The organism is Bradyrhizobium sp. BTAi1 (genome assembly GCF_000015165.1).
GTDB lineage: Bacteria > Pseudomonadota > Alphaproteobacteria > Rhizobiales > Xanthobacteraceae > Bradyrhizobium > Bradyrhizobium denitrificans.
The window spans coordinates 674629-697144 of sequence record NC_009485.1 but is presented as its reverse complement, the minus strand read 5'-3'; the positions used below and the strand labels follow the sequence as shown (position 1 = coordinate 697144).

Here is a 22516-nt window from a genome sequence, read left to right as displayed (position 1 = left end):
GTCACGTCCAAGCAATAAGCGGCCGTCCTGCGGGATGGTGCATGCGGCAGGAGACAGCCTGAGGGCGTGAGGCGGGCGTTGCCCCGTCCCCGCCAGTGCGCTCGCCTGTTCTCCCTCATGCACTCTCCTGCAAACCGAACGGCAGACATTCGCAGGGAGGACTCATGTACACCGGCAAGCACGCCCGGCTGCGCCCGCTGCAGCCCGCCTTCATCATGGCCTCCACCGGCGAGGCAGTGACCTATCGCGAGCTGGAGGCGCGCACGAACCGCCTGGCCCATTTGTTCCGCCAGCGCGGGCTGCGGCGGCTCGATCACTATTCGATCTTCATGGAGAACAACGACCGCTATCTCGAGGCCTGCGGCGCCGGCGAGCGGTCTGGGCTGTATTTCACCTGCGTCAACTCCTACCTCACCCCTGGCGAGCTGGCCTACATCCTCAACAACAGCCGGTCGCGGCTGCTGATCACCTCGGTCGCCAAGCTCGGCGTCGCGCGCGAGGCGCTGCAGGAGGCGCCCGGCATCGAGCTGTGCATCGTCGTCGACGGGCATCCGGATGAATTTGGCGCGAGCGAGCGCATCGTCGGCCTCGCGGAGGCCACCGCCGGCCTGCCGGCAACGCCGATCGCCGACGAGAGCGTCGGCACCGCGATGCTGTATTCCTCCGGCACCACGGGCCGGCCCAAGGGCATTCTCCGGCCGTTGCCCGAGCAGCCGCCGGTGCAACAATTGCCGATCTTCGATTTTCTCGAGAGGCTGTGGCGCTACCGCGAGGGCATGATCTATCTGTCGCCGGCGCCGCTCTATCACTCCGCACCGCAGGCCGCCGTCAACCTTACCATCCGCAGCGGCGGCACCGCCATCATCATGGAGACGTTCGATCCGGAGCGCTACCTCCAGCTCGTGGAGCAATGGGGCATCACCCACACCCAGCTGGTGCCGACGATGTTCTCGCGCATGCTGAAGCTGCCGGAGGAGGTGCGCAGCCGCTACGACCTGTCGTCGCTCGAGGTCGCGATCCATGCCGCCGCGCCCTGCCCGGCGCAGGTCAAGGAGGACATGATCCGCTGGTGGGGACCGATCATCCACGAATATTACGGGGCCACCGAAGGGCTCGGCTTCACGGCCTGCGACAGCGAACAATGGCTCGCGCATCGCGGTACCGTCGGCAAGGTGCTGTTCGGCGACCTGCACATCCTCGACGAGGCCATGCAGCCCTGCCCGGTCGGCACCGCCGGCACGGTGTGGTTCAAGACCGGCTCGCCGTTCGAGTACTTCAACGATCCCGAGCGCACCAAGGACGCGCGCTCGGCCGACGGCACGATGAGCACCGTCGGCGATGTCGGCTATGTCGATGCCGACGGCTATCTCTACCTCACCGACCGCGCCACCTTCATGATCATCTCGGGCGGCGTGAACATCTATCCGCAGGAATGCGAGAACCTGCTGATCACCCATCCCAAGGTCGCCGACGCCGCCGTGTTCGGCGTGCCCAATCCGGATCTCGGCGAGGAGGTGAAGGCGGTGATCCAGCCGATGTCCGGCATTCCACCCAGCGCCGAGCTCGAAGAGGAGCTGATCGCATTCTGCCGACAGTCACTGTCGCGCCAGAAGGTGCCGCGCTCGATCGATTTCGAGAAGGAACTGCCACGGTTGCCGACCGGCAAGCTGTACAAGCGCCTGCTACGCGATCGCTATTGGGGCAACAAGACTTCGCGGATCGTGTAGGACACCCGGGACGGCGTTGATCCTGGTCAAGCGCGCGGCGACACCTGGGGCTATGCTTGTGCGATTGCGACAGCAGCCCTTTTCGCGAGATCACGACATGCGCGCTCATCAGATCATGACGAGATCGGTCATCACCGTGACGCCGGGAACCCCGGTGGCCGAGGCGGCGCGGATCATGCTCCGCAATCACATCGGCGGACTGCCGGTGGTCGATGCCGCGGGGCGACTGGTCGGCATGGTCACCGATGGCGACTTCCTCCGTCGGGCCGAGCTCGGCACCGAGCGGAAGCAGGGCCGCTGGCTCGACCTCCTGGTCGGACGCGGCCGCATCGGCGCCGATTTCGTCCATTCCCATGGCCGCACCGTCGGCGACATCATGAGCCGGCCTGCGGTCACAGTCAGCCCCGATGCGAGTCTCGCCGAGATCGCCGCGATCATGGAGAAGCGCAGCATCAAGCGCCTGCCGGTCGTCAGCGGCGAGCAACTGGTCGGCATGGTCACTCATACCGACTTCGTCCAGACCCTCGCCGATCTCGCGACGGCGGTGCCGGGCCCCACCCCCGACGATGACGGGCTCCGCACGGCCATCCTCGACGCGCTCGACCAGGCCGCCTGCAAACACTGCCGCTTCAATGTCGTCGTCCGCAACGGCGTCGCGCATCTCACCGGTGCGGTGCGCAACGACCAGGAGCGGGCAACCGCGATCGTGGCGGCCAAGAGCGTTCAGGGCGTCCGCGACGTGCGTGACCATATGTGGGTCTACCCGCCGCCGGAGGAGGAGTTCGGCGGCGGCGATATCGTCTCGCTGCAGGATCAGCCGTCGACCGACGACGACCAGCCGCTGTGAGGAGTGCCGCCCGTGCGTCGAGCCACCGCGTTGTCGATCATGGCGCTGCTGCTGATGGCGACGGTTCCCGGGAGGGCGGAGAACACCGATCATGGGCGTCAGCTCGCGGAGCGCTGGTGCGCCGCGTGCCATGTCGTCGGCACAGAGACCCCCAAGTTCCGCCGCGCCCGGCCATTCGTGGCGATTGCGACCAAGCCGGGCCTGACGAAGGAAACACTGGTCCAGTTCCTTCTCCTGCCTCACGCCACCATGGCTAACAATCCACTCACAGCGGCGGATGCAGCCGATCTCGCGAGCTACATCCTCAGCCTCGGCCAGTAAGCGTCGGTAGCCCGCTCGGCCGAGCGGAATCCAAAGTTCCGGCGCGACGCTGGTGCTTGCGAATGGGTAAAGCCGCCGCCGCAGACCGCCTCCGCGCCGCGACCTCCCGAACCTTTCAGGGAGGTTTCGGCGGAACAAAATCGTCAGATCGACGTTACAGGTGATCGCCGCGATGGGCTGGAGCACGTCGCAGCGACCGCTATCGGCCACGGCCGTGTTCCCTGTCCTCGTTGCCGGAAAACCAACAACAAGCAACGAACGAGATAGCCCTTGCATTCGTACACAAACAAGTTGGTAATCGGGTGTGCGGCATCCTCTCCGTCGTCCCGTTAGCAAGGAGCCCGCCACGTGCACGGAATGCCCGGCGCCTCCCCCATGGCCCATGTGAGCGATCACGACACGGCTCATCTCGCCGCGATCGTTGCCTCGTCGGCCGATGCGATCCTGAGCACGACCACGGACGGATCCATCCGCAGCTGGAATGCCGCCTGCGAACGGATGCTTGGCTATAGCGCAACGGAGATGATCGGCAGGCCCGTTGCGGACATCATTCCCGCTGAACTGCACGAGCAGGCGCGCGACATTCGAGACCGGATCGCGACGGGCGAATCGGTCGAGAGCTTCGAGACGGTCCTGCTCAGCAAACAGGGCCGGCCGATCGAGGTGTCCATGACCTATTCGCCGGTGCGCAACCCGCAGGCGGCTGTGGTCGGCATTTCGGCGATCATCCGCGACGTGACCTTGACCAAGAAGGCCGAACGCGGCGCCGCCATGCTGGCCGCCATCGTCGCCTCGTCGTCCGACGGCGTCGTCAGCAAGACCCTGGACGGCACCATCACCAGCTGGAACAAGAGCGCCGAGCGCATCTTCGGCTTCTCGGAAGAGGAGATGATCAACCGCTCGATCCGCACCATCATCCCGCTGGAGCGCCAGGCCGAGGAGGACCGCATCCTCGCCACCGTGGTCTCCGGCGAGATCATCGACAATTTCGAGACGATCCGCCTGCGCAAGGACGGCGCGTTGATCGACGTGTCGGTGACGGTCTCGCCGGTCCGCGACTCCCATGGCCGCATCATCGGCGCGTCCAAGATCGTGCGCGACATCACCGACAAGCGCCAAACCAGGGAGCAACTGCGCACCTTGCTCGCCGAGGTCAATCATCGCAGCAAGAACCTGCTGTCGCTGGTGCAGGCCATCGCCCGGCAGATGACACGCCGAGGCCGGCCGCTCGATCTCGAACGCTTCCTGCAGCGCCTGCAGGCGATCGCGAGCAATCAGGATCTCCTGATCCAGAACGACTGGCGCTTCATTCCGCTCGGCGGCCTGGTCCGTTCCCAGCTCGGCGCGTTCAGCGACCTGGTCGGCAACCGCATCGCGATCGACGGCCCGGAGATCGAGTTGACGCCGGAAGCGGCGCAGGCGATCGGCATGGCGGTGCACGAGCTCGCGACCAACGCCGCCAAATATGGCGCGCTGTCCAATGACGACGGACATGTCACGCTCCGCTGGGTCCGCGACGGCGACGACTTGGAGATGATTTGGCGCGAAAGCGGCGGCCCCGCGGTTTCGCCGCCGACACATAGCGGCTTCGGAAGCCGCGTGATCTCCGACATGGTCGGGGCCGGGCTGGATGGGATGGTCGATGTCGATTTCGCGCCCGCCGGACTGCGCTGGCACCTGAGATGCCCCCTGCAACGCCTCAGCCGCGGCAGCATCCATGCCCGTCGCTGACAAGATCAATGTCCTGATCGTCGAGGACGATCCCATGATCGGCTTCGATCTCTCCGTCGAGCTGGAGGAAGCAGGCTTCAACGTCGTTGGTGTCGCGCCGACGGTCGCGAAGGCGCTGCATCTCCTGGAGCGACAGCGTTGCGATCTCGCCGTGCTCGACGTCAATCTCGGCCAGGAGACCTCGGCACCGATCGCCCGCGCCTTGATCGCCGCCGGTGTGCCCTTCGTCGCCGTGACCGGCTATGCCGTCGACCAATGTCCGGAAGAATTCGCCACCGCGCCGCTGCTTTCGAAGCCGTTCCAGACCGCCCGGCTGGTGGCGACGTTGAAGCGGCAATTGCACCAGTGAGACTGGCCGGTACCCGCGCTGGCAACGGAAGCAAGGCCTGCGCCAGAGCGATTCTGGGTAGGGCAGTTGCCTTACAGATAAGCCCGTTCAATGCTCACGCCGCGATCTCCACCACGATCCGGCCCGTCGTCACCTGATCGCCCTCGGCAACCTCGATCGCGGTCACCGTTCCGGCGAGGCCGGCGGCGTGGACGTGCTCCATCTTCATGGCTTCCAACGTGATGACCGGCTGCCCCACCGCGACGCGATCACCGAGCTTGACCAGCACCGCCACCACGCGCCCGTTCAAGGCGGCGCGCACCTTGCCGTCGCCACCGGCGGCTGCGGAGGATTGCGGTGCAGCCAGCGTGAGGTCGCGGAGGGCCAGCGTCTGACCGCGATGTTGCACGAACAGCTGATCGCCGTCACGCACGAAGCGCGCGCTCTCGGTGATGTCGCCGCGACGAACGCGAATCATATCGCCGGACAACGAGATGACCTCGCAGCCATGTTCGGTCCCGTCACACGTCACGCGATAGCTGCCATCGCGCTCACGCAACAACTCAGCGTCACGAACCGCGCCACCGATCTCGAAACGCAACGGCGTCGCGAAGCTTGCGGCCAGCGAGCGGCCACCGCCGACGGGATGCGCAAGTGGATGGCTGACGGAGAGCACGAGTGTAGCCAGCGCAACGTCAGCCGCAGCGACGGCCGGCGCGTTCAAATCATCGCCGTGCGCCGCGATGAACGCGGTGGTCGCCTTGCCGGCAACGAACGCCGGATGACGCAGGCATGACAGCAAGAAAGCCTGGTTCGTGGTGACGCCGAGCGCCGCCGCCTGCTCAAGTCCGACCATCAGCCGCGCCCGCGCCTCCTCGCGAGACGCGCCATGACTGATCAGCTTGGCGATCATCGAATCATAATATGGCGGGATCTCCGCACCTGATTCCAGCGCATGTTCGACGCGGATTTCCTCCGGCATCTGCCACAACGCCATCCGTCCGGATTGCGGCATGAAGTCCTGCGCGGCATCCTCCGAGCATAGCCGCACCTCGATGGCGTGGCCCTCGAGCCTGATCTGCTCCTGACGGAGCGGCAGCGGCTCGCCCGCAGCGACACGCAGCTGCCATTCCACGAGGTCGAGGCCGGTCAGCGCCTCGGTCACGGGGTGCTCGACCTGCAGACGCGTGTTCATCTCCATGAAGTAGAATTGGCCGTCACCATCGAGCAGGAATTCCAGCGTACCGGCGCCCTCATAGACGAGCGCCTTCACGGCCTGCACCGCCACCGCGCCCATGCGCGCGCGCAGCTCGGGACCGACGGCGGGCGACGGCGCCTCCTCGATCAGTTTCTGATGCCGGCGCTGCACCGAGCAGTCGCGCTCGCCGAGATGGACGGCGTTGCCATGGCTGTCACCAAACACCTGGATCTCGATGTGGCGCGGATTGGCGATCGCCTTCTCCAGGATGACGGTGCCGTCACCGAAGGCCGCAGCCGCCTCCGAGCGCGCGCTGCGCAGCATGTCCAAGAACGCATCTGCATCGCTCACCAGCCGCATGCCGCGTCCACCGCCACCGGCGACCGCCTTGATCATCACGGGAAAACCGATGCGGCGCGCTTCGCGCAGCATCGCCTCGTCGTTCTGGTCCTCACCTTGATAGCCGGGCACGCAGGGCACGCCGGCGCGCAGCATGATGTCCTTGGCGCCGGCCTTGTTGCCCATCGCGGCGATCGCGTCAGGCGATGGCCCGATGAACACGAGGCCCGCATCCGTGCACGCCTGCGCAAAATCCTCGTTCTCGGCGAGGAAGCCATAGCCGGGATGCACGGCATCGGCGCCAGTGGCCTTTGCCGCCGCGATGATCGCAGCGATGTTCAGATAGGATTGCGCCGGCGGCGGCGCGCCGATGCGGACGGCCTGGTCGGCGAGCCGCACATGCGGTGCGTCTTGATCCGCATCGGAATACACCGCCACCACGCCATGGCCGAGCCGCCGCGCGGTGCGCATGACGCGCAGCGCGATCTCGCCGCGATTGGCGATCAGCACCTTGTGGAACGGCCTGCGCGACATCGCCTTCACCTCTCCGCTCATGGCCTGGCCACCGAGAACTGCATGCGCTGCGGCTCACGCGCCTCAGCCTCGCGGCAGATCGCCAGCACCTCCGACAGCACGGCGCGGGTGTCGCGCGGATCGATCACGCCATCGTCGAGCACGCGGGCGGAGGTCGCGAACACGTCCATCTGGCTGTCGAACACGCTGACGATCTGCGCCTTCATGGCGTCGAGCTTCTCGCGCTCGACCGGCTTGCCGCGGCGCGCCGCGGCCGCTTCCGTCACGATCGCCATCGTCTCGGCCGCCTGCTCGCCGCCCATCACGGCGGTCTTGGCATTCGGCCAGGAGAAGCAGAAGCGCGGATGGAAGCCGCGGCCGCACATGCCGTAATTGCCGGCACCGAACGAGGCGCCGCAATAGATCGTGATCTGCGGCACCGTCGCCGAAGTCACCGCCTGGATCATCTTGGAGCCGTGCTTGATCATGCCGGCCTCCTCATAGGCGCGGCCGACGATGTAGCCGGTGGTGTTGTTGAGATAAAGGATCGGCGTCCGGGTCTGACAGCAGGCCTGGATGAAATGCGTCGCCTTGTTGGCGCCGGCGGGATCGAGCGGGCCGTTGTTGGTGACGATGCCGATCGCCTGGCCCTCGATGCGGGCATGGCCGCACACCGTGGCGGGGCCGTAGTTCGGAGACATCTCGACGAAGTCGCTGTCGTCGACAATCCTGGCGATGACCTGGCGCATGTCGACGGGGCGCTTATGGTCGAGCGGCATGATGCCGAGCAGTTCCTCCTGGTCGTAGCGCGGCGGCTTCGCCGTCGTCGCGTCACGCGATGGCCGGTCCCAGTTCAGCTTGCCCATGATCTCGCGGGCGATGCGCAAAGCGTCGCGGTCGTCCTCGGCAAGGTAGTCGCCGAGACCCGAGACCGAGGTGTGCATCTCGGCGCCGCCGAGCTCCTCCTCGGTGGCGATCTCGCCGGTCGCGGCCTTCAAGAGCGGCGGCCCGGCGAGGAAGGCGCGAGTGCGGCCGCGGACCATGACGATGTAATCGGACAGACCGGTCTGGTAGGCGCCCCCCGCCGTGGAGGAGCCGTGCGTCACCGTCACGACCGGCAGTCCCGCCGCCGACAGCCGCGCGAGATTGCGAAAGATGTTGCCGCCACGCACGAAATCCTCGACGCGGTAGCGCAGCAGATTGGCGCCGGCGCTCTCGACCAGCTGCACGTAAGGCAGCTTGTTCTCCAGTGCCAGCTCCTGCACCCGCAGGGTCTTGTCGAGGCCGTAAGGCTGCAGCGCGCCGGCATCGATGCCGGCGTCGTTGGCCGACACCATGCAGCGCACGCCGGAGACGAAGCCGATGCCGGCCACGACGCCACCGCCCGGCACGCTCTTCGCCGGGTCCGGCACATCGAACATGTAGCCAGCCAGGGTCGACAGCTCCAGGAACGGCGCGCCGGGATCGAGCACCAGCGCGACGCGCTCACGCGGCAACAGCTGGCCGCGCTGATGGAAACGATCTTTCGCCGCAGCGGAGGCATTGCGCGTCCGCGCCTCGAGATCACGCATGCGCCCGATCAGGCCGAGCATGCCGTCACGATTGGCCTGGAAGGCGGCGCCGGTGGGAGAGATGGTGTTGTCGATGATGGCCATAAGCAACAAGCTCGCTATTGATCGTCATTCCGGGACGCGCGGCTTGTCGGCCGCAGCTCGAAGAGCGAAGGCGGAAGCGCGAGCCCGGACTCCATACTCACGATCGTGGTGATGGATTCCGGGCCTGGCCTTTCGGACCATCCCGGAATGACGAAGGAGTTGGTGGAGCGGCTCACGCGCTCTTCGCCGCGAAATGGTCGCCATAGGCCTGGCGCAGCTCGACCTTGCGCAGCTTGCCGGTGGCAGTCATCGGCATCTCCGCGAGCACGCGGACGAGCTTCGGCACCTGGAAGCCGCCGAGCGACTTGCGGCAATGCTCGAGCAGTTCAGTCTCGCTCGCCTGCGCGCCCGGCTTGAGCTTGACGAAGGCCGATACCGCCTCGCCCCATTGCGGATGCGGCAGGCCGACGACAGCAGCGTTCTGCACCGCCGGATGCGCCAAGAGGGTCTCCTCGATCTTGACCGAGGCGACGTTCTCGCCGCCGGACTTGATCATGTCCTTTTTGCGGTCGAGGAACAGCACCTCGCCATTCTCGATCACCGCGAGATCGCCGGTGTGGTGCCAGCCGAATTTTCGCGCGTCCTCGGTCGATTGGGGGTCCTTGTAGTAGCCCATCATCACGTTGGGTCCGCGATGCACGAGCTCGCCGATCTCGCCCGGCGGCAGCAGATTGCCGGCATCGTCCATGATGGCGGTTTCGTTGACGAACAGCGACTCGCCCCAATAATTGCCGAAGCGGTTGAGCTGGACCTCCGGCCGCGACATCGTCGTCGCCGGATACATCTCGGTCTGGCCGCTGGTCAGCACGAAGTTCGGGCACAGCTCCTTGATCGCACGCTCCAGCAGCGGCCGGCCCATCGGCGCCATCGTATAGAGACAGGTGCGCAGATACGAGAGGTCGAACTCCTTGCGACGCGGATGATCGAGGATGGCCTGATACATCAGCGGCAGGCCGACGAACACGGTCAGGCGGTCGCGCACGATGGCCTCCATGCAGGCCACCGGATCGAAGCCGCGCATCAGCGCCATGCGGCCGCCGACCGAGAGATAGCTCAAGAGCAGCACATGGCCGGCGCAATGGAACAACGGGAACTGCCCGGTGATGCCGTCATCGCGCGACAGCTGCATCTCGATGCAGTTGCTCATGACCGCCATGACCACCGCGAGATGGCAATGCATCGCACCCTTCGGCCGCGACGTCGTGCCGGAGGTGTAGATGATCATCGCGAGATCACGATCGTTGATCGCGATATCCGGCTCGATCTCAGACTGGCCCTGGATCAGCTCGTTGAAGCTGGCGAGCTCCGCCGCCTTGGCCGTGCCGGTGAGGTCGATCGCGATCAGCTCGGCGCCGCGCTTTTCCAGCGCCGCGCGCCGCTCCGGCTGGGCGTGGAGATTGTCGTCGATGATGGCGAAGCGGACCTCGGCGTGACCGAGGATATAATCCATGTCGGCCGGGCCGAGCATGGTATTGATCGGCACCCACACCAGCCCGGCCCGATGGATGCCGAACAGGGCTTTGACGAACTCGATCGAGTTGTTGCAGACCGTGGCGATCTTCTCACCCGGCTTCAACCCCTTGGCGACGAGGTAATTGGCGAAGCGGTTGGCGTCACGCTCCAACTCGGTGAACGTGACCTGGCGGCTGCCGTCAGTGATCGCGACGCGCTCCGGAAAGCGCCGCGCCGCGCGCTTCAAGAGATCGCCGATCGCGACCCGGCCGATGCGGCCGGGTCCGGCTACGCCGCCGGTGGCGTCGAGATTGGTCATCATTCTAGTCCCTCTCCATCCGCGTCATTGCGAGCGCAGCGAAGCAATCCAGGGCGTCACGCGCAGCTCTGGATTGCTTCGCTGCGCTCGCAATGACGGAGTATCCGGCGTCAGTTGATTGTCCCAAACATCTGCCGCGCCTCGGCGGGGCTGGCGATCTCGCGGCCCGCGCGCCGCGCGCAGGCGGCGATGGCCTCGATCAGCTGGCCGTTCGAGGTCACCTTGGTGCCGTCGGCGAGATAGAACGTGTCCTCCAGGCCGGTGCGGAGATGGCCACCGAGTTCGGCGCAGCGCTGATGCAGCGGCCAGATCTCGGCGCGGCCGATCGCGGTGACCTGCCAATGCGCCTCCGGCAGCTTCAGCCTGAGCAGGATCGGCAGCAGTTCGGGATCGGCGGGCATGCCGGAGGCCACGCCCATCACGAAATTGTATTCCAGCGGCCCGCCATACATGCCGGTCTGGCGGTACATGCCAACGCAGCGCACGATGCCGACATCGAAGCACTCGAACTCCGGGATCGTGTGCGCGTCCTTCATTGCGGCGAGATAGTCCTCGATCTTCTCGACCGAGTTGTCGAACATCATCGGCGGCCATGCCCAGCTGTTGTCGGCCTTGACCTTCAGATAGTTCAGCGAGCCTGCATTGCAGGCCGCGATCTCCGGCCGCGTCTCCCGGATGCAATCGAGCGCCCCCTGATAGTTCGGGCCCGACACGCCCGAGGTGTGATTGATGATCACGCCCGGACAGGCCTCGCGGATCGCCTGCTGAATCTCGCGGGAGACACTCACCTCCCATGACGGCAGATGACCCTTGCCCGGCGCCTGCTGGCGCAGATGGATGTGCATGATCGCAGCGCCGGCGTCGAAGGCGCGGCGCGCCTCGCGCGCCATCTCCTCGGGCGTGACCGGCACGTGATGCTGCCGGGGATCGGTGAGCACGCCGTTCAGCGCGCAGGTGATGACGGCTTTATTGCTCATGGCACTCGTTCGATAGGCTGCACGTCGCAGCGCGATGCTGATCCGGGTCACATATGATGATGTCCAGGCCAAATCTGCTTGCGTTGACTCGCTGGTTGGAAGCACCGCAACCCGGTATTGCTCTGCATCAAGCCGGCAGCCGGGATCAGCGATAAGCGGTTCCTGCTACTTCATCACAGGACGTGCAATGCCGATCGATACACAACCAGCGCCAGCCGCCTCGCTTGGCCTGAGCGCCGCCGAAGCGGCGCGGCGGCTGCAGGCGGAGGGCTTCAACGAGCTGCCGCAGGCCGGCGCGCGCTCGATCGTCCGGCTGATCGCCGATGTGCTGCAGGAACCGATGCTGCTGCTGCTGTTGGCGGGCGCCGGGATCTATCTCGCGCTGGGCGATCTGGCCGAGGCGCTGCTCCTCGGCGTGTTCGCCTCGGCCTCGGTCGCCATCACCATCGTGCAGGAGGCACGCACCGAGCGGGTGCTGGAAGCGCTGCGCGACCTGTCCAGCCCGCGCGCGCTGGTGATCCGCGACGGCGAACGCAGCCGCATCGCCGGGCGCGAGGTGGTGCGCGGCGATGTCATCGTGCTCGCGGAGGGCGACCGCGTCGCGGCCGACGCGGTGCTGCGGCAATGTGACGATCTGCTGACGGATGAATCGCTGCTGACCGGCGAGTCCGTGCCGGTCCGCAAACGGCCGGCCGCTGACGCCGCGATCGACGTGGCCGCAACGGCTGGCGGCGACGATCAGCCCTTCGTGTTCTCGGGCAGCCTCGTGGTGCGCGGCGGCGGCATTGCCGAGGTGATCGCCACGGGACCGCGCACGGCGATCGGCAGGATCGGCCAGTCGGTCAGCACGCTGGAGACCGAGACTCCGCGCCTGCGGCAGCAGACGCGACGTCTCGTCATGGCGTTCGCGATCGGCGGCGGCATCGTGGTGGCGATCACGGTCGTGCTCTATGCGCTCTATCGCGGCGGCTGGCTGGAGGGAATTCTGGCCGGCATCGCCTTGGGCATGTCGATGCTGCCCGAGGAGTTCCCGGTCGTGCTCACCGTGTTCCTCGCGATGGGCGCCTGGCGGATCTCGCAGGCGCGGGTACTGACGCGGCGCGCCGCGGCGATCGAATCGCTCGGGGCAGCGACCGTGCTGTGCACCGACAAGACCGGCACCCTGACGCAGAACCGCATGATGGTGGCGCGGCTGGTGCGTCCCGACGGCGAGGGTCTGCACCCCGCCGGTGCAACGCCGGAGGCGGTGACGGCGGCGTTCCGCGATCTCGTCGCCACCGCCGTGCTCGCCTGCGACCCGCAATCGCATGATCCGATGGAGCGCGCCCTGCAGGCGCTCGACACCGAAGCGATCGTCGGCGCCACCCTGCAACGGCGTTACGGCCTGCGTCCGGATCTGCTCGCCATGACCAATGTCTGGTCGCGCGACGGCGCGACGGTCGTCGCCGCCAAGGGCGCGCCGGAGGCGATCGCGACGCTCTGCGGTCTCGGCGGCGCCGCGCTGGAGGCGTTGCAGGCGCGTGTCGAGACCCTCGCCGCCGAAGGACTGCGCGTGCTAGGCGTCGCCGAAGCGAGCTGGCGCGACGAGGCGCTGCCGGACACCCAGCAGGGCTTCACGTACAGCTTCTGCGGCCTGGTCGGCTTCGCCGATCCGCTGCGGCCGGAGGTCGCCGATGCCGTCGCGCAATGCCGCTCCGCCGGCATTCGAATCATCATGATCACCGGCGATTATCCGGCCACGGCGGCGGCGATCGCGCGGCAGGCCGGGCTCGATCCTGAGCGCGTCATCACCGGCGCCGAGCTGTCGGCACTCGACGACGAGACGCTGGCGCAGGCGGCGCGCCGGCCGACGGCGTTTGCGCGCATCATGCCGGAGCAGAAGCTGCGCATCGTCTCGGCGCTCAAGGCCGATGGCGAGATCGTCGCGATGACCGGCGACGGCGTCAACGATGCGCCGTCGCTGAAGGCCGCCCATATCGGCATCGCGATGGGCGGGCGCGGCACCGATGTCGCGCGCGAGGCCGCCGCGATCGTGCTGCTCGACGACGATTTCGGCTCGATCGTCAAGGCGGTCCAGCTGGGCCGGCGGATCTACGACAATCTGCGCAAGGCGATGAGCTTCATTCTTGCGGTGCATTTCCCGATCGCCGGGCTGGCGCTGCTGCCGCTCGTGACCGGCCTGCCATTGCTGCTCGGCCCGGTGCACATCGCCTTTCTCGAGATGATCATCGATCCCGTCTGCTCGCTGGTGTTCGAGGCCGAGACCGAGGAAAGCGACATCATGCGGCGGCCGCCGCGCGATCCGCAGGAGCCGCTGCTGCCGCGCCCGCTGGTGCTGTGGGGCGCGCTGCAGGGCATCCTGGCGATGGGGGTGACCGGAGCCGTGCTGCTGCTGGCGAGCCGGGCCGGCATGCCCGCCGACGAGATCCGCGCCTTGGTGTTCTTCGTGCTGGTGTCGGTGATCGTCAGCCTGATCTTCGTCAACCGCTCGTTCTCGAGCTCGCTGCGCGACGCGCTGCTGCGGCCGAATCGGGTGCTGCTGCTGGTGATCGGCTTCGTCATCGCCGTGCTCGCGACCAGCCTGACGCTGCCCGCCGCAACGGCGCTGTTCCGGTTCGGCCCGCTGCACGCCGACGATCTGATGCTGACGGCAGGCGCCGCCATCGCGACGCTGATCGTGCTCGAACTGTCGAAGTTCCCGCTGCGCGCCGCCCTCACGCGGCGCGCCGCGAGACCCGATCAGGTCAAGGCCGCCTCGCCGGCGCGGTAAATCGCGAGATCGCGCGAGCCAGAGAAGATCGCGCGCGGCTTCAGGCCATAGAAGCGGCGGATCGAATGGCTGAAATGGGTCGAATCGGGATAGCCGATGTCCTGCGCAAGATGTGCGAGGTTGAGATCCTGGTTGGCGTAGTTCAGCAGATGCCGCGCGCGTTTCCAGGCCCGGAACGAGCGGAAGGAGATGTCGGTCTCCTCCTTGAACAGATGCAGGAAACGCGAGGTCGACAGCCCGACCGCCGCCGCGCAGCTCTCGGCGGTGGCTGGCTCGCCGGAGAAACGGCTGATCAGGCCGATCGCCTTGACCACGCGCGGGTCGAGCGAACGCTGCGGCAACACCTCGCCGAAGCACAGCCGATCGAAGATCGCGCTGGTGACGTCGCCGCTCAGCGGCCGCTGCACCAGCTCCTCATAGGCGGCGCGGATGCGGCAGCCATAGGCCTCCGCCTCGCGCGTAACTTTGCTGGCGAAACGATCCAGCGTGCCGATCGGCACGCTTTCCGGCTCGATCGTCACGACGATCACGGTGCGATAATCGCTCTCGATCGTATGCTGCTTGTTGGGCGGCACGACCAGCAGCTCGCCGCAGCGCTCCTCGCCCCCCTCGGGCAGCAGCCGGAGGCTGCCGGTAAGCGCGACGTAAATGTGGAACGCACCCGAGCAGCGCTGGCGCGGACGGCCGAGCAGCCCGGCGTAGAAGACGCGCTCGGGCGTGATCAGCATGAGATGGCCGGAGTCCCGGCGGGTCACATCCATGGTCTTCCTCCTGAGGCGCGGCTCTGTTGGCCGCTTCTTTGGTGGAGGACCATAGCGCAATTCGCGCCGCTGTCATCGGCTGTCACCGCCGATTTTTGTCGCGGTTAATCGTCGCTATGAGCGATACTGGTCATGGCCGGACGCGCGGCGTGATGCCCTGCTCCACGCCGGCGCGCTGCTCGGCTGTACGGGCCCGCAGATAGCCATCGCGCTGCTGCAGCCGCGCCCAATAGCCGGCCACATTCGGACCGAAGTCCTTCGACAGCCCGATCGTCTCGGCGAGGCGCAACGCGTAGCCGATCACGATGTCGGCTGCGGTGAAACGGCCGGCGCTCAAGAACTCGGCAGTCCGCGTCGCTGCCTCGACCGCGCGCAGCCGGCCCAGAAACCATTTGGCATAATCGCCCGCCACCTGCGGCGAGCGTCGCTCATCCGGCTCGAGCTGACCGTATCTCAGCACCAGCGTCTGCGGGAACGTGAGCGTCGCGTCGGAGAAATACATCCAGTTCAGGAACGTGCCGTAGTCCTTCTCCTCAGGTCCGACCATCAGCGGCGTCGGGCCATGCTTGATGCCGAGATAGTGGCAGATGCCGGAGGACTCCGTCATCCTGGTCTCGCCGTCGATCAGAAACGGGATCGTCCCGAGCGGATTGATGGCGAGATAGTCCTTGGCCAGCACCCGCGGCGGGAACGGCAGCATCTTCAATTCATAGGCGAGCCCGAGCTCCTCCAGCATCCACAGCGGGCGGAACGAGCGGGCGCCGTCGCAATGATACAGCGTGATCATCAGGCGTTCCCCGCTTTGCCGGTGCCGGGCAAGGTGCCCATCATCTTGCACAGGATCGTCAGCATCACCTCGTCGGCGCCGCCGCCGATCGAGGTCAGCCGGGCGTCGCGATAGGCGCGGCTGACCGGCGTCTCGTTCATGAAGCCCATGCCGCCCCAATATTGCAGGCAGGCATCGGTCAGCTCGCGACCAAGGCGGCCGGCCTTGAGCTTGGCCATGGTTGCGAGCCGGGTGACGTCCTCGCCGGCGATCAGCGCTTCGGCGGCCCGATAGATCAGCGCGCGCAACAGCTCGACCTCGGTCTGCATCTCCGCGAGCTTGAAATGGACCACCTGGTTGTCGAGCACGCTGCGGCCGAACACCTTGCGCTCGCGGGTGTATTCGATCGTCTTCGCGATGATGTATTCGTGCGACTTCAGGCAGGCCGCCGCGCCCCACAGCCGCTCCTCCTGGAACTGCAGCATCTGGTAGGTGAAGCCCTGTCCCTCCTCGCCGACCCGGTTGCGCTTGGGCACGCGCACATTGTCGAAGAAGATCTGCGCGGTGTCGGACGAATGCATGCCGAGCTTGTCGAGCTTGCGGGCGATCTGCACGCCCTTGGTCTTCATCGGAACGATGATCAGCGACTTGTTGCGATGGACCGGTCCGTCGCCGGTGTTGGCGAGCAGGCACATCCAGTCGGCCTGGGTGCCATTGGTGGTCCACATCTTGCCCCCGTTGATGACGTAGTCATCGCCGTCGGAGCGGGCCGTGGTCTTGATCGAGGCGACGTCCGAGCCCGCACCGGTCTCCGACACGCCGAGGCAGACCACCGCATCGCCGGAAACCGCGGGCGCCAGGAATTCGCGCCGCAGCTCATCCGAGCCGAAGCGCGCCAGCGCCGGCGTCGCCATGTCGGTCTGCACCCCGATCGCCATCGGCACGCCGCCGCAAGTGATCGCGCCAAGCTCCTCGGCCATCATCAGCGCGTAGGAATAGTCCAGCCCCTGGCCGCCGAATTCGACCGGCTTGTTGAGGCCGAGAAAGCCGAGGCTGCCAAGCTTCTTGAACAGCTCATGCGCGGGGAAGATGCCGGCCGCCTCCCATTCGTCGACGTGAGGGTTGATCTCGGCAGCGATGAACTTCTGCAGGATGCGGCGCGGTTCGTCGTGGTCGGCGGTGAAGAGCATCTCAATTCCTCTCGTCATTTCTGGGCGCGGCGGCAGACACCAAGATGCATCGGGGCCTCATGGTTCGGGACGCTCCGCGCTCAACACTCGTTCATGACGCTGCGGCCCGGACGCGGTGCTCCTCACCATGAGGATCCTTCGTCCATGTCGCCGCAACAAAAGTCCTCGTCCTGAGGAGCCCGCCGCAGTCGGGCGTCTCGAAGGACGGCCGCATAGTGACAACCGGCCCGACCAGCTCCATAGGCATTCGAAGCAGGATCGTCACAATCCCATCTGGCGGCTGGCCAGGTCCTTCATGATCTCCTCGGTGCCGCCGCCGATCGCGTTGACCTTGACCTCGCGGTAGATGCGTTCCACGCGAATGCCGCGCATGAAGCCGGCGCCGCCGAAGATCTGCACTGCCTCGGAAGCGCAACAGGCCATGGTCTGCGTCGCCTGGTTCTTCATCATACAGATCTCGGCAACGGGATTATCGCCCTGTTCGAGCCGCCACGCCAGCATCTCCAGCATCGCCTGCGAGGCCGCCACGCGCTGCGCCATGTCGACCAGCTTGTGCCGGATGACCTGATGCTGCGCCAAGGGCTTGCCGAAGGTGTGCCGCTCCTTGGCATAGGCGATCGCATCCTCCAGGCAGACGCGGGCGAACGCCGTGCAGCTCGCCGCCATGCCCATCCGCTCGCTGTTGAAATTGTGCATGATCAGCTTGAAGCCCTGCCCTTCCTCGCCGATCAGGTTCTCGATCGGCACCCGGCAGCCGTCGAAATGCAGGGTGGCCGTATCCGACGCCCACCAGCCCATCTTGTTCAGCTTGGTGCGCGTCAGCCCGGGCGTGTCGCCAGGAACGAGCAGCAGGCTCACCCCGGACGGCCCTGGGCCGCCGGTGCGCACCGCGACGGTGATATAGTCCGCGCGCATGCCCGAGGTGATGAAGGTCTTCTCGCCGCTGACGACATAATGATCGCCATCGCGGACGGCCTTGGTCCGGAGATTGGCGACATCCGAGCCGCCACTCGGCTCGGTGATCGCGAGCGCCGAGATTTTCCGTCCCGCAAGGATCTCCGGCAGCACCCTGGCGCGGACCTCCGGCCTCGCCGCGCGCGCGATCGGCGGCGCACCGATCGAATGGCTCATCAGGCTGGCGCTGACGCCGCCGGCGCCCGCACGGGCCAGCTCCTGCGAGGCGACGATGTGCATGAACTGGTCGGCCGGGACACCGCCGAACTCCTCCGGAAAGCCGAGTCCGAGCAGGCCGATCTCGGCGGCTTTCGCGTACAGCGCGCGCGGGAACTCACCGGCCTCGTCCCACGCGCTCGCGAACGGGGCGATCTCCTTCTCGACGAATCGCCTGACCACGTCGAGGAAGGCCTCGTGCTCGGCCGTGTAGAACGGACTCTTGGTCATCGGTGCCGGAGCTCTGGTTGCTGCTTCGTCAGAATGGCCGGAAGCGGCGGTAACGCCTTGCGTCGAGTGGCTGACTGCTGAAATCGCGTGCAGCGGGGACGCGTCGGTTGCCCGCCAACAGCGCCTTGACGCAAGACAGTGCAATGCACACACCGGCCCACTCGGGCCAAAGGCCTTGCGCGCATCGCCCCTCGTCAATGGGACGCGCAGATAAGACCAGCGCATCGCGATCAAGGCGGCATCAGATCGCCTGATACCAGGAGGGAACCCCGTGCCTGTACGGTATTACGACTGGATTGCGCATCATGCCCGGCGCACGCCGGCCAAGACCGCGATGGTCGATCTCGGCAGCAACCGACGCTTCACCTATGCGGAGTTCGATGCCCGCGTCGGGCTCCTCGCCAGTCATCTCCGCGACGTCTGCGGCGTCGGCAAGGGCGATCGCGTCGCGGTGCTGGCGCTGAACGCGACCGATACGCTGGAGGTGCAGTTCGCCTGCTTCCGCGTCGGCGCGATCTTCGTGCCGCTCAACACCCGGCTGACAGTGCCCGAACTGCAGTTCATCGTCGGCGACGCTGCGCCCAAGGTCATGATCCATGATGACGACCTCGCCGATACCGCGCAGAGCGTCAGCCGGCTGTGTGGTGTCGCGACGACACTGCGCTACGGCGCCACCGGCAGCTACGAGCAGGCGATCGCCGCGGCGAAGCCGCTCGCCACGATCGAGCCGGTCACGCTCGATGACGTCTCGACCATCATGTACACGTCGGGCACCACGGGCCAGCCCAAGGGGGCCATGATCACCCACGGGATGACGTTCTACAATTGCGTTAATCTCGGCGGCCCGGCCTATATCACGCCGTCATCGGTTCTGCTCACCGTGCTGCCGCTGTTCCACACCGGCGGGCTCAACTGCTACACCAATCCGGTGATGCATGTCGGCGGCACCGTGCTGATCATGCGCGCCTTCGATCCCGGACTGGCGCTGCAGCTGATCAGCGATCCCGCCCGAGGCATCAATGTGTTCTTCGGCGTGCCCGCGATCTATCAGTTCATGGCGCAGCATCCGGCGTTCGCGACCGCCGATTTCAGCCGGTTGGTGATCGGTGGCGTCGGCGGCGCGCCGATGCCGGTCCCGCTGCTCCACACCTGGGAGGCGCGCGGCGTCGCGCTGCAGCAGGGCTACGGCATGACCGAGACCTCGCCCGCGGTGCTCGCGCTCGACCGCGAGGATGCCGGGCGCAAGGCCGGCTCCGCCGGCAAGCCAGTGCTGCATACCGAAGTGCGCATCGTCCGCCCCGACGGGACGGATGCCGACGTCGGCGAGCTCGGTGAGCTCTGGGTCCGTGGACCGAACGTGACACCGGGCTACTGGAACAGGCCGGACGCCAACCGGTCCTCGTTTACCGACGGCTGGCTGCACACCGGCGATGCCACGCGCGTGGATGACGAAGGCTTCTACTACATCGTCGACCGCTGGAAGGACATGTACATCTCCGGCGGCGAGAACGTTTATCCGGCCGAGGTCGAGAACGTCCTGCACCAGCTGGGCGCGGTGGCCGAGGCCGCCGTGATCGGCATCCCCGATCCGCAATGGGGCGAGACCGGCATGGCGATCATCGCGGTGAAGCCGGGGCACACGTTGAGCGAGGCTGAGATTCACGCCCACTGCCAGGCCAATCTCGCCCGCTTCAAATGCCCGCGAACGGTCCGCTTCGTCGACGCGCTGCCGCGTAACGCCACCGGCAAGATCCACAAGCCGACGTTGCGCAAGAGCTTTGCGACGGCGTCAGCGGTCGACCTCGTCCAGCAGGCGTCGTGACCATCCCATGCCCAGCGAGAGCTGTGCATGACTGCTCAACAAGACCCATAAGACCAACCAGAGGAAGCCCAGGGAATGTTGCCGATGACGACCAGGACTCTGCTCTCTCTCGCGGCCGCGGCCGCCTTCTCCGTGCTCGCGAGCCAGAGTGCGCTCGCCCAGAAGAAATACGACACCGGGGTGACCGACACCGAGATCAAGATCGGCAATGTCGAGGCCTATAGCGGCCCGGCCTCGGCCTACGGCATCATCGGCAAGACCGAGGAGGCCTATTTCAAGATGATCAACGATCAGGGCGGCATCAACGGCCGGCGGATCAACTTCATCTCCTATGACGACGGCTACAGCCCGCCGAAAACGGTCGAGCAGGTCCGCAAGCTGATCGAGAGCGACGAAGTGTTCTTGGTGTTCAACGCGCTGGGCACGCCGACCCAGACCGCCGTGCAGAAATATCACAACGCCAAGAAGGTACCGCAGCTGTTCCTGGCCACCGGGGCCAGCAAGTGGAATGAGCCGAAGGAATTCCCCTGGACCATGGGCTTTCAGCCCAGCTACCGCGTCGAGGCCCGGATCTTCGCAAAATACATTCTCAAGGAGAAGCCGAACGCGAAGATCGCAATCTTCTATGCCAATGACGATTTCGGCAAGGACTACCTGCTCGGCATCAAGGAGGTGCTGGGCGACAAGGCCAAGACCATGATCGTCGCCGAGGAGAGCTACGAGACATCGGAGCCCTCGATCGATGCCCATATCGTCAAGGTCAAGGGCACTGGCGCGGATGTATTCGTCAACATCGCGACGCCAAAATTCGCGGCGCAGGCGATCAAGAAGATCGCCGAGCTCGACTGGAAGCCGATGCACCTGATGACCGACGTATCGATCTCGATCGGCGCCGTGATGAAGCCAGCCGGCCTTGACGCCTCCGAGGGCGTGCTCTCCGCCGGCTACCTCAAGGACCCGTCGGATCCGCAGTGGAAGGATGACGAGGGCATGGAGAAGTTCATGGCCTTCATCGACAAGTACATGCCCGGCGCCAACATCTCCGACGCCAATCTTGCCTATGGCTATGCCGCGGCGCAGACGATGGTGCAGACCCTGAAGCAGTGCGGCGACAATCTCACTCGCGAGAATGTCATGAAGCAGGCCGCCAGCCTGAAGGACTTCGCGCCGGATACGCTGATCCCCGGCATCAAGGTCAACACCGGTCCCAACGACTTCGCCCCGATCGAGCAGCTGAAGATGATGCAGTTCAAGGGCGGCAAATGGGACCTGTTCGGCGACATCATCAGCGCGGATGTCGGAGGCTAGGCTGACGCGCGATGCAGCGTCGATTGCAGCTGCGGTGGACGACCGGAGCGAACGCCGACAGGCGTTCGCGTGCCTCCCCTCACCAAGCGGGGTGCGCAGTGATCAGTCCCGCCCAGCGGGCGCCAGTCCAGGCAAGCCGTGAGGCGCGATGTCATCGACCAGGAGCTCCGTCATTGCGAGCGTGAAGCAATCCAGGGCGACGCGAGGACTCTGGATTGCTTCGCTGCTGTTCGCAATGACAGCGGTTCGTTGTGTGCTCTCACACGTCACGGCACGCCCTGCACGAACAGCGCAAACGGCTCCTCGAGCGTCTTGCGCAGGTGCTCGCGATACAGCGCAAAGTGTGGATCGTCAGCACCGAGCCGGCCGAAGCTCGGCGCGACGACATTGCGCAGCGGCAACAGCGCGACGGGGGCCGCGATGGGCGTCAGCAGCGAGCCGCGGCCGGCGAGCAGCGTCGTGATGATGCCGTACATCTCGCCGGTGATGGTCGGGCGCGACACCGTGATCAGGCGGTGCTGGCCGTGGCGGTTGGTGACCAGGTAGACGAAACCGGACTGGTTGGGCACGGCGACCTCGCCGAACTGCGTGAACGCCGCATCCAGCCGCGCGCCCTCGCGAAACACCAGGGACGAGGCCGCATCGTCCCAGACGATGTCGGTGCGGTAGGCGTAGATCGCCTCCTTGTCGCCGAATGACGGCCGCAAAGTGACATAGGTGCCTTCGATCCACTCCACCGCCCGCCGCGAATAGGAGCCGAGGCTATCTGGCGCGATGCCGCCACTTGCGCCTGGTGCTGCAACTGGCGGGCTCGGCGCCTTGCGCAAGGCCATCCCGAGCGCCTGCTCGAGCCGGACGATGGTCGCGAGCGTGAACGGACGGCGGCCGCCGAGCGCCTTCTCCAGCGTCGACAGACTCAGCTTCGCCTGCTCCGCCAGCGCCTGCCGTGACATGCGGCGGCGCGCGATCTCCTCGCGGATGGTCTCCGCCACCTGCCGGCTCAGCTCGTCCGACAGCTCGTTCTCCGGTATCGACATGCGGTCCCCTGCTGCGTGGCGTTGCCCCTTCTAGCAGACGGACAAATCAGCACA

At 66.3% G+C, this 22516-nt stretch carries 17 protein-coding genes; 8 read left to right on the top strand and 9 right to left on the bottom strand.

Translation table 11 applies throughout. The features are described 5' to 3' along the window. The first annotated feature begins 164 nt into the window (after positions 1–164). From BBTA_RS03180 to BBTA_RS03160, 5 genes are all read left to right on the top strand, one after another. Positions 165–1727, top strand: a complete 1563-nt coding sequence (locus BBTA_RS03180; RefSeq protein ID WP_012041000.1) for an AMP-binding protein — start codon at positions 165–167, stop codon at positions 1725–1727. A gap of 97 nt (positions 1728–1824) precedes the next feature. After that, entirely contained in the window at positions 1825–2574 is a 750-nt protein-coding gene (locus BBTA_RS03175; RefSeq protein WP_012040999.1) for a CBS domain-containing protein, read from the top strand. Positions 2575–2586: 12 nt separating this feature from the next. Beyond that, positions 2587–2895 carry a c-type cytochrome gene (locus tag BBTA_RS03170; protein ID WP_012040998.1) on the top strand — a complete coding sequence of 103 codons (309 nt, stop codon included), beginning with the start codon at positions 2587–2589 and terminating at the stop codon, positions 2893–2895. Positions 2896–3243: 348 nt separating this feature from the next. Continuing rightward, the gene (locus BBTA_RS03165; protein ID WP_012040997.1) at positions 3244–4626 is read left to right on the top strand and encodes a sensor histidine kinase; all 1383 of its coding nucleotides are present in this window, start codon (positions 3244–3246) and stop codon (positions 4624–4626) included. After that, positions 4613–4975, top strand: coding sequence for a response regulator (locus BBTA_RS03160; protein ID WP_083780588.1), 363 nt, complete (start codon positions 4613–4615; stop codon positions 4973–4975). The genes BBTA_RS03165 and BBTA_RS03160 overlap by 14 nt, the downstream gene beginning before the upstream one ends. 94 nt (positions 4976–5069) lie before the next feature. On the opposite strand, the gene BBTA_RS03155 is transcribed toward BBTA_RS03160, so the two are convergent. From BBTA_RS03155 to BBTA_RS03140, 4 genes are all read right to left on the bottom strand, one after another. Next, the gene (locus BBTA_RS03155; protein ID WP_012040995.1) at positions 5070–7025 is read right to left on the bottom strand and encodes an acetyl-CoA carboxylase biotin carboxylase subunit; all 1956 of its coding nucleotides are present in this window, start codon (positions 7023–7025) and stop codon (positions 5070–5072) included. A 17-nt stretch (positions 7026–7042) separates the two neighbouring features. Further along, on the bottom strand, positions 7043–8659 hold the full coding sequence (locus tag BBTA_RS03150) for an acyl-CoA carboxylase subunit beta (RefSeq protein WP_012040994.1): 1617 nt from the start codon (positions 8657–8659) through the stop codon (positions 7043–7045). A gap of 172 nt (positions 8660–8831) precedes the next feature. Next, on the bottom strand, positions 8832–10430 hold the full coding sequence (locus BBTA_RS03145; RefSeq protein WP_041751204.1) for an AMP-binding protein: 1599 nt from the start codon (positions 10428–10430) through the stop codon (positions 8832–8834). Positions 10431–10540: 110 nt separating this feature from the next. Then, complete coding sequence (locus tag BBTA_RS03140; RefSeq protein ID WP_012040992.1) at positions 10541–11407, bottom strand: 3-keto-5-aminohexanoate cleavage protein; 867 nt, start codon at positions 11405–11407, stop codon at positions 10541–10543. 187 nt (positions 11408–11594) lie between these two features. Between BBTA_RS03140 and BBTA_RS03135 the strand changes: the two genes are divergently transcribed. Further along, positions 11595–14177: a cation-translocating P-type ATPase gene (locus BBTA_RS03135; RefSeq protein ID WP_012040991.1), complete on the top strand. Its 2583-nt coding sequence runs from the start codon at positions 11595–11597 to the stop codon at positions 14175–14177. Here BBTA_RS03135 and BBTA_RS03130 read toward each other — a convergent pair. The 4 genes from BBTA_RS03130 to BBTA_RS03115 form a co-directional block, all read right to left on the bottom strand. Then, positions 14147–14938 carry an AraC family transcriptional regulator gene (locus BBTA_RS03130; RefSeq protein ID WP_012040990.1) on the bottom strand — a complete coding sequence of 264 codons (792 nt, stop codon included), beginning with the start codon at positions 14936–14938 and terminating at the stop codon, positions 14147–14149. The two genes, BBTA_RS03135 and BBTA_RS03130, sit on opposite strands and share 31 nt — an antisense overlap. A 130-nt stretch (positions 14939–15068) precedes the next feature. Further along, entirely contained in the window at positions 15069–15725 is a 657-nt protein-coding gene (locus BBTA_RS03125) for a glutathione S-transferase family protein (protein WP_012040989.1), read from the bottom strand. Beyond that, positions 15725–16894 (bottom strand): acyl-CoA dehydrogenase family protein, encoded by a 1170-nt coding sequence (locus BBTA_RS03120; protein ID WP_012040988.1) that lies wholly within the window; start codon positions 16892–16894, stop codon positions 15725–15727. Before BBTA_RS03120 ends, BBTA_RS03125 begins: the two co-directional genes overlap by 1 nt. 261 nt (positions 16895–17155) lie before the next feature. Beyond that, a complete protein-coding gene (locus tag BBTA_RS03115) occupies positions 17156–18295 on the bottom strand; it encodes an acyl-CoA dehydrogenase family protein (RefSeq protein WP_012040987.1) in 1140 nt (379 codons plus the stop codon). Between the two features lie 271 nt (positions 18296–18566). Between BBTA_RS03115 and BBTA_RS03110 the strand changes: the two genes are divergently transcribed. Both BBTA_RS03110 and BBTA_RS03105 read left to right on the top strand, forming a co-directional pair. After that, on the top strand, positions 18567–20117 hold the full coding sequence (locus BBTA_RS03110) for a long-chain fatty acid--CoA ligase (RefSeq protein WP_012040986.1): 1551 nt from the start codon (positions 18567–18569) through the stop codon (positions 20115–20117). A 75-nt stretch (positions 20118–20192) separates the two neighbouring features. Beyond that, on the top strand, positions 20193–21425 hold the full coding sequence (locus BBTA_RS03105) for an ABC transporter substrate-binding protein (protein ID WP_012040985.1): 1233 nt from the start codon (positions 20193–20195) through the stop codon (positions 21423–21425). 266 nt (positions 21426–21691) lie between these two features. Here BBTA_RS03105 and BBTA_RS03100 read toward each other — a convergent pair whose 3' ends face one another. Beyond that, on the bottom strand, positions 21692–22462 hold the full coding sequence (locus tag BBTA_RS03100; RefSeq protein WP_012040984.1) for a helix-turn-helix transcriptional regulator: 771 nt from the start codon (positions 22460–22462) through the stop codon (positions 21692–21694). Positions 22463–22516: the final 54 nt, after the last annotated feature.

Bases quoted from the DNA above. Each gene is read 5' to 3' on its own strand.
- BBTA_RS03180 (WP_012041000.1), top strand. From the start codon at position 165: ATGTACACCGGCAAGCACGCCCGGCTGCGCCCGCTGCAGCCCGCCTTC.
- BBTA_RS03175 (WP_012040999.1), top strand. From the start codon at position 1,825: ATGCGCGCTCATCAGATCATGACGAGATCGGTCATCACCGTGACGCCG.
- BBTA_RS03160 (WP_083780588.1), top strand. From the start codon at position 4,613: ATGCCCGTCGCTGACAAGATCAATGTCCTGATCGTCGAGGACGATCCC.
- BBTA_RS03155 (WP_012040995.1), bottom strand. From the start codon at position 7,025: ATGTCGCGCAGGCCGTTCCACAAGGTGCTGATCGCCAATCGCGGCGAG.
- BBTA_RS03150 (WP_012040994.1), bottom strand. From the start codon at position 8,659: ATGGCCATCATCGACAACACCATCTCTCCCACCGGCGCCGCCTTCCAG.
- BBTA_RS03145 (WP_041751204.1), bottom strand. From the start codon at position 10,430: ATGACCAATCTCGACGCCACCGGCGGCGTAGCCGGACCCGGCCGCATC.
- BBTA_RS03140 (WP_012040992.1), bottom strand. From the start codon at position 11,407: ATGAGCAATAAAGCCGTCATCACCTGCGCGCTGAACGGCGTGCTCACC.
- BBTA_RS03135 (WP_012040991.1), top strand. From the start codon at position 11,595: ATGCCGATCGATACACAACCAGCGCCAGCCGCCTCGCTTGGCCTGAGC.
- BBTA_RS03130 (WP_012040990.1), bottom strand. From the start codon at position 14,938: ATGGATGTGACCCGCCGGGACTCCGGCCATCTCATGCTGATCACGCCC.
- BBTA_RS03125 (WP_012040989.1), bottom strand. From the start codon at position 15,725: ATGATCACGCTGTATCATTGCGACGGCGCCCGCTCGTTCCGCCCGCTG.
- BBTA_RS03120 (WP_012040988.1), bottom strand. From the start codon at position 16,894: ATGCTCTTCACCGCCGACCACGACGAACCGCGCCGCATCCTGCAGAAG.
- BBTA_RS03115 (WP_012040987.1), bottom strand. From the start codon at position 18,295: ATGACCAAGAGTCCGTTCTACACGGCCGAGCACGAGGCCTTCCTCGAC.
- BBTA_RS03105 (WP_012040985.1), top strand. From the start codon at position 20,193: ATGTTGCCGATGACGACCAGGACTCTGCTCTCTCTCGCGGCCGCGGCC.
- BBTA_RS03100 (WP_012040984.1), bottom strand. From the start codon at position 22,462: ATGTCGATACCGGAGAACGAGCTGTCGGACGAGCTGAGCCGGCAGGTG.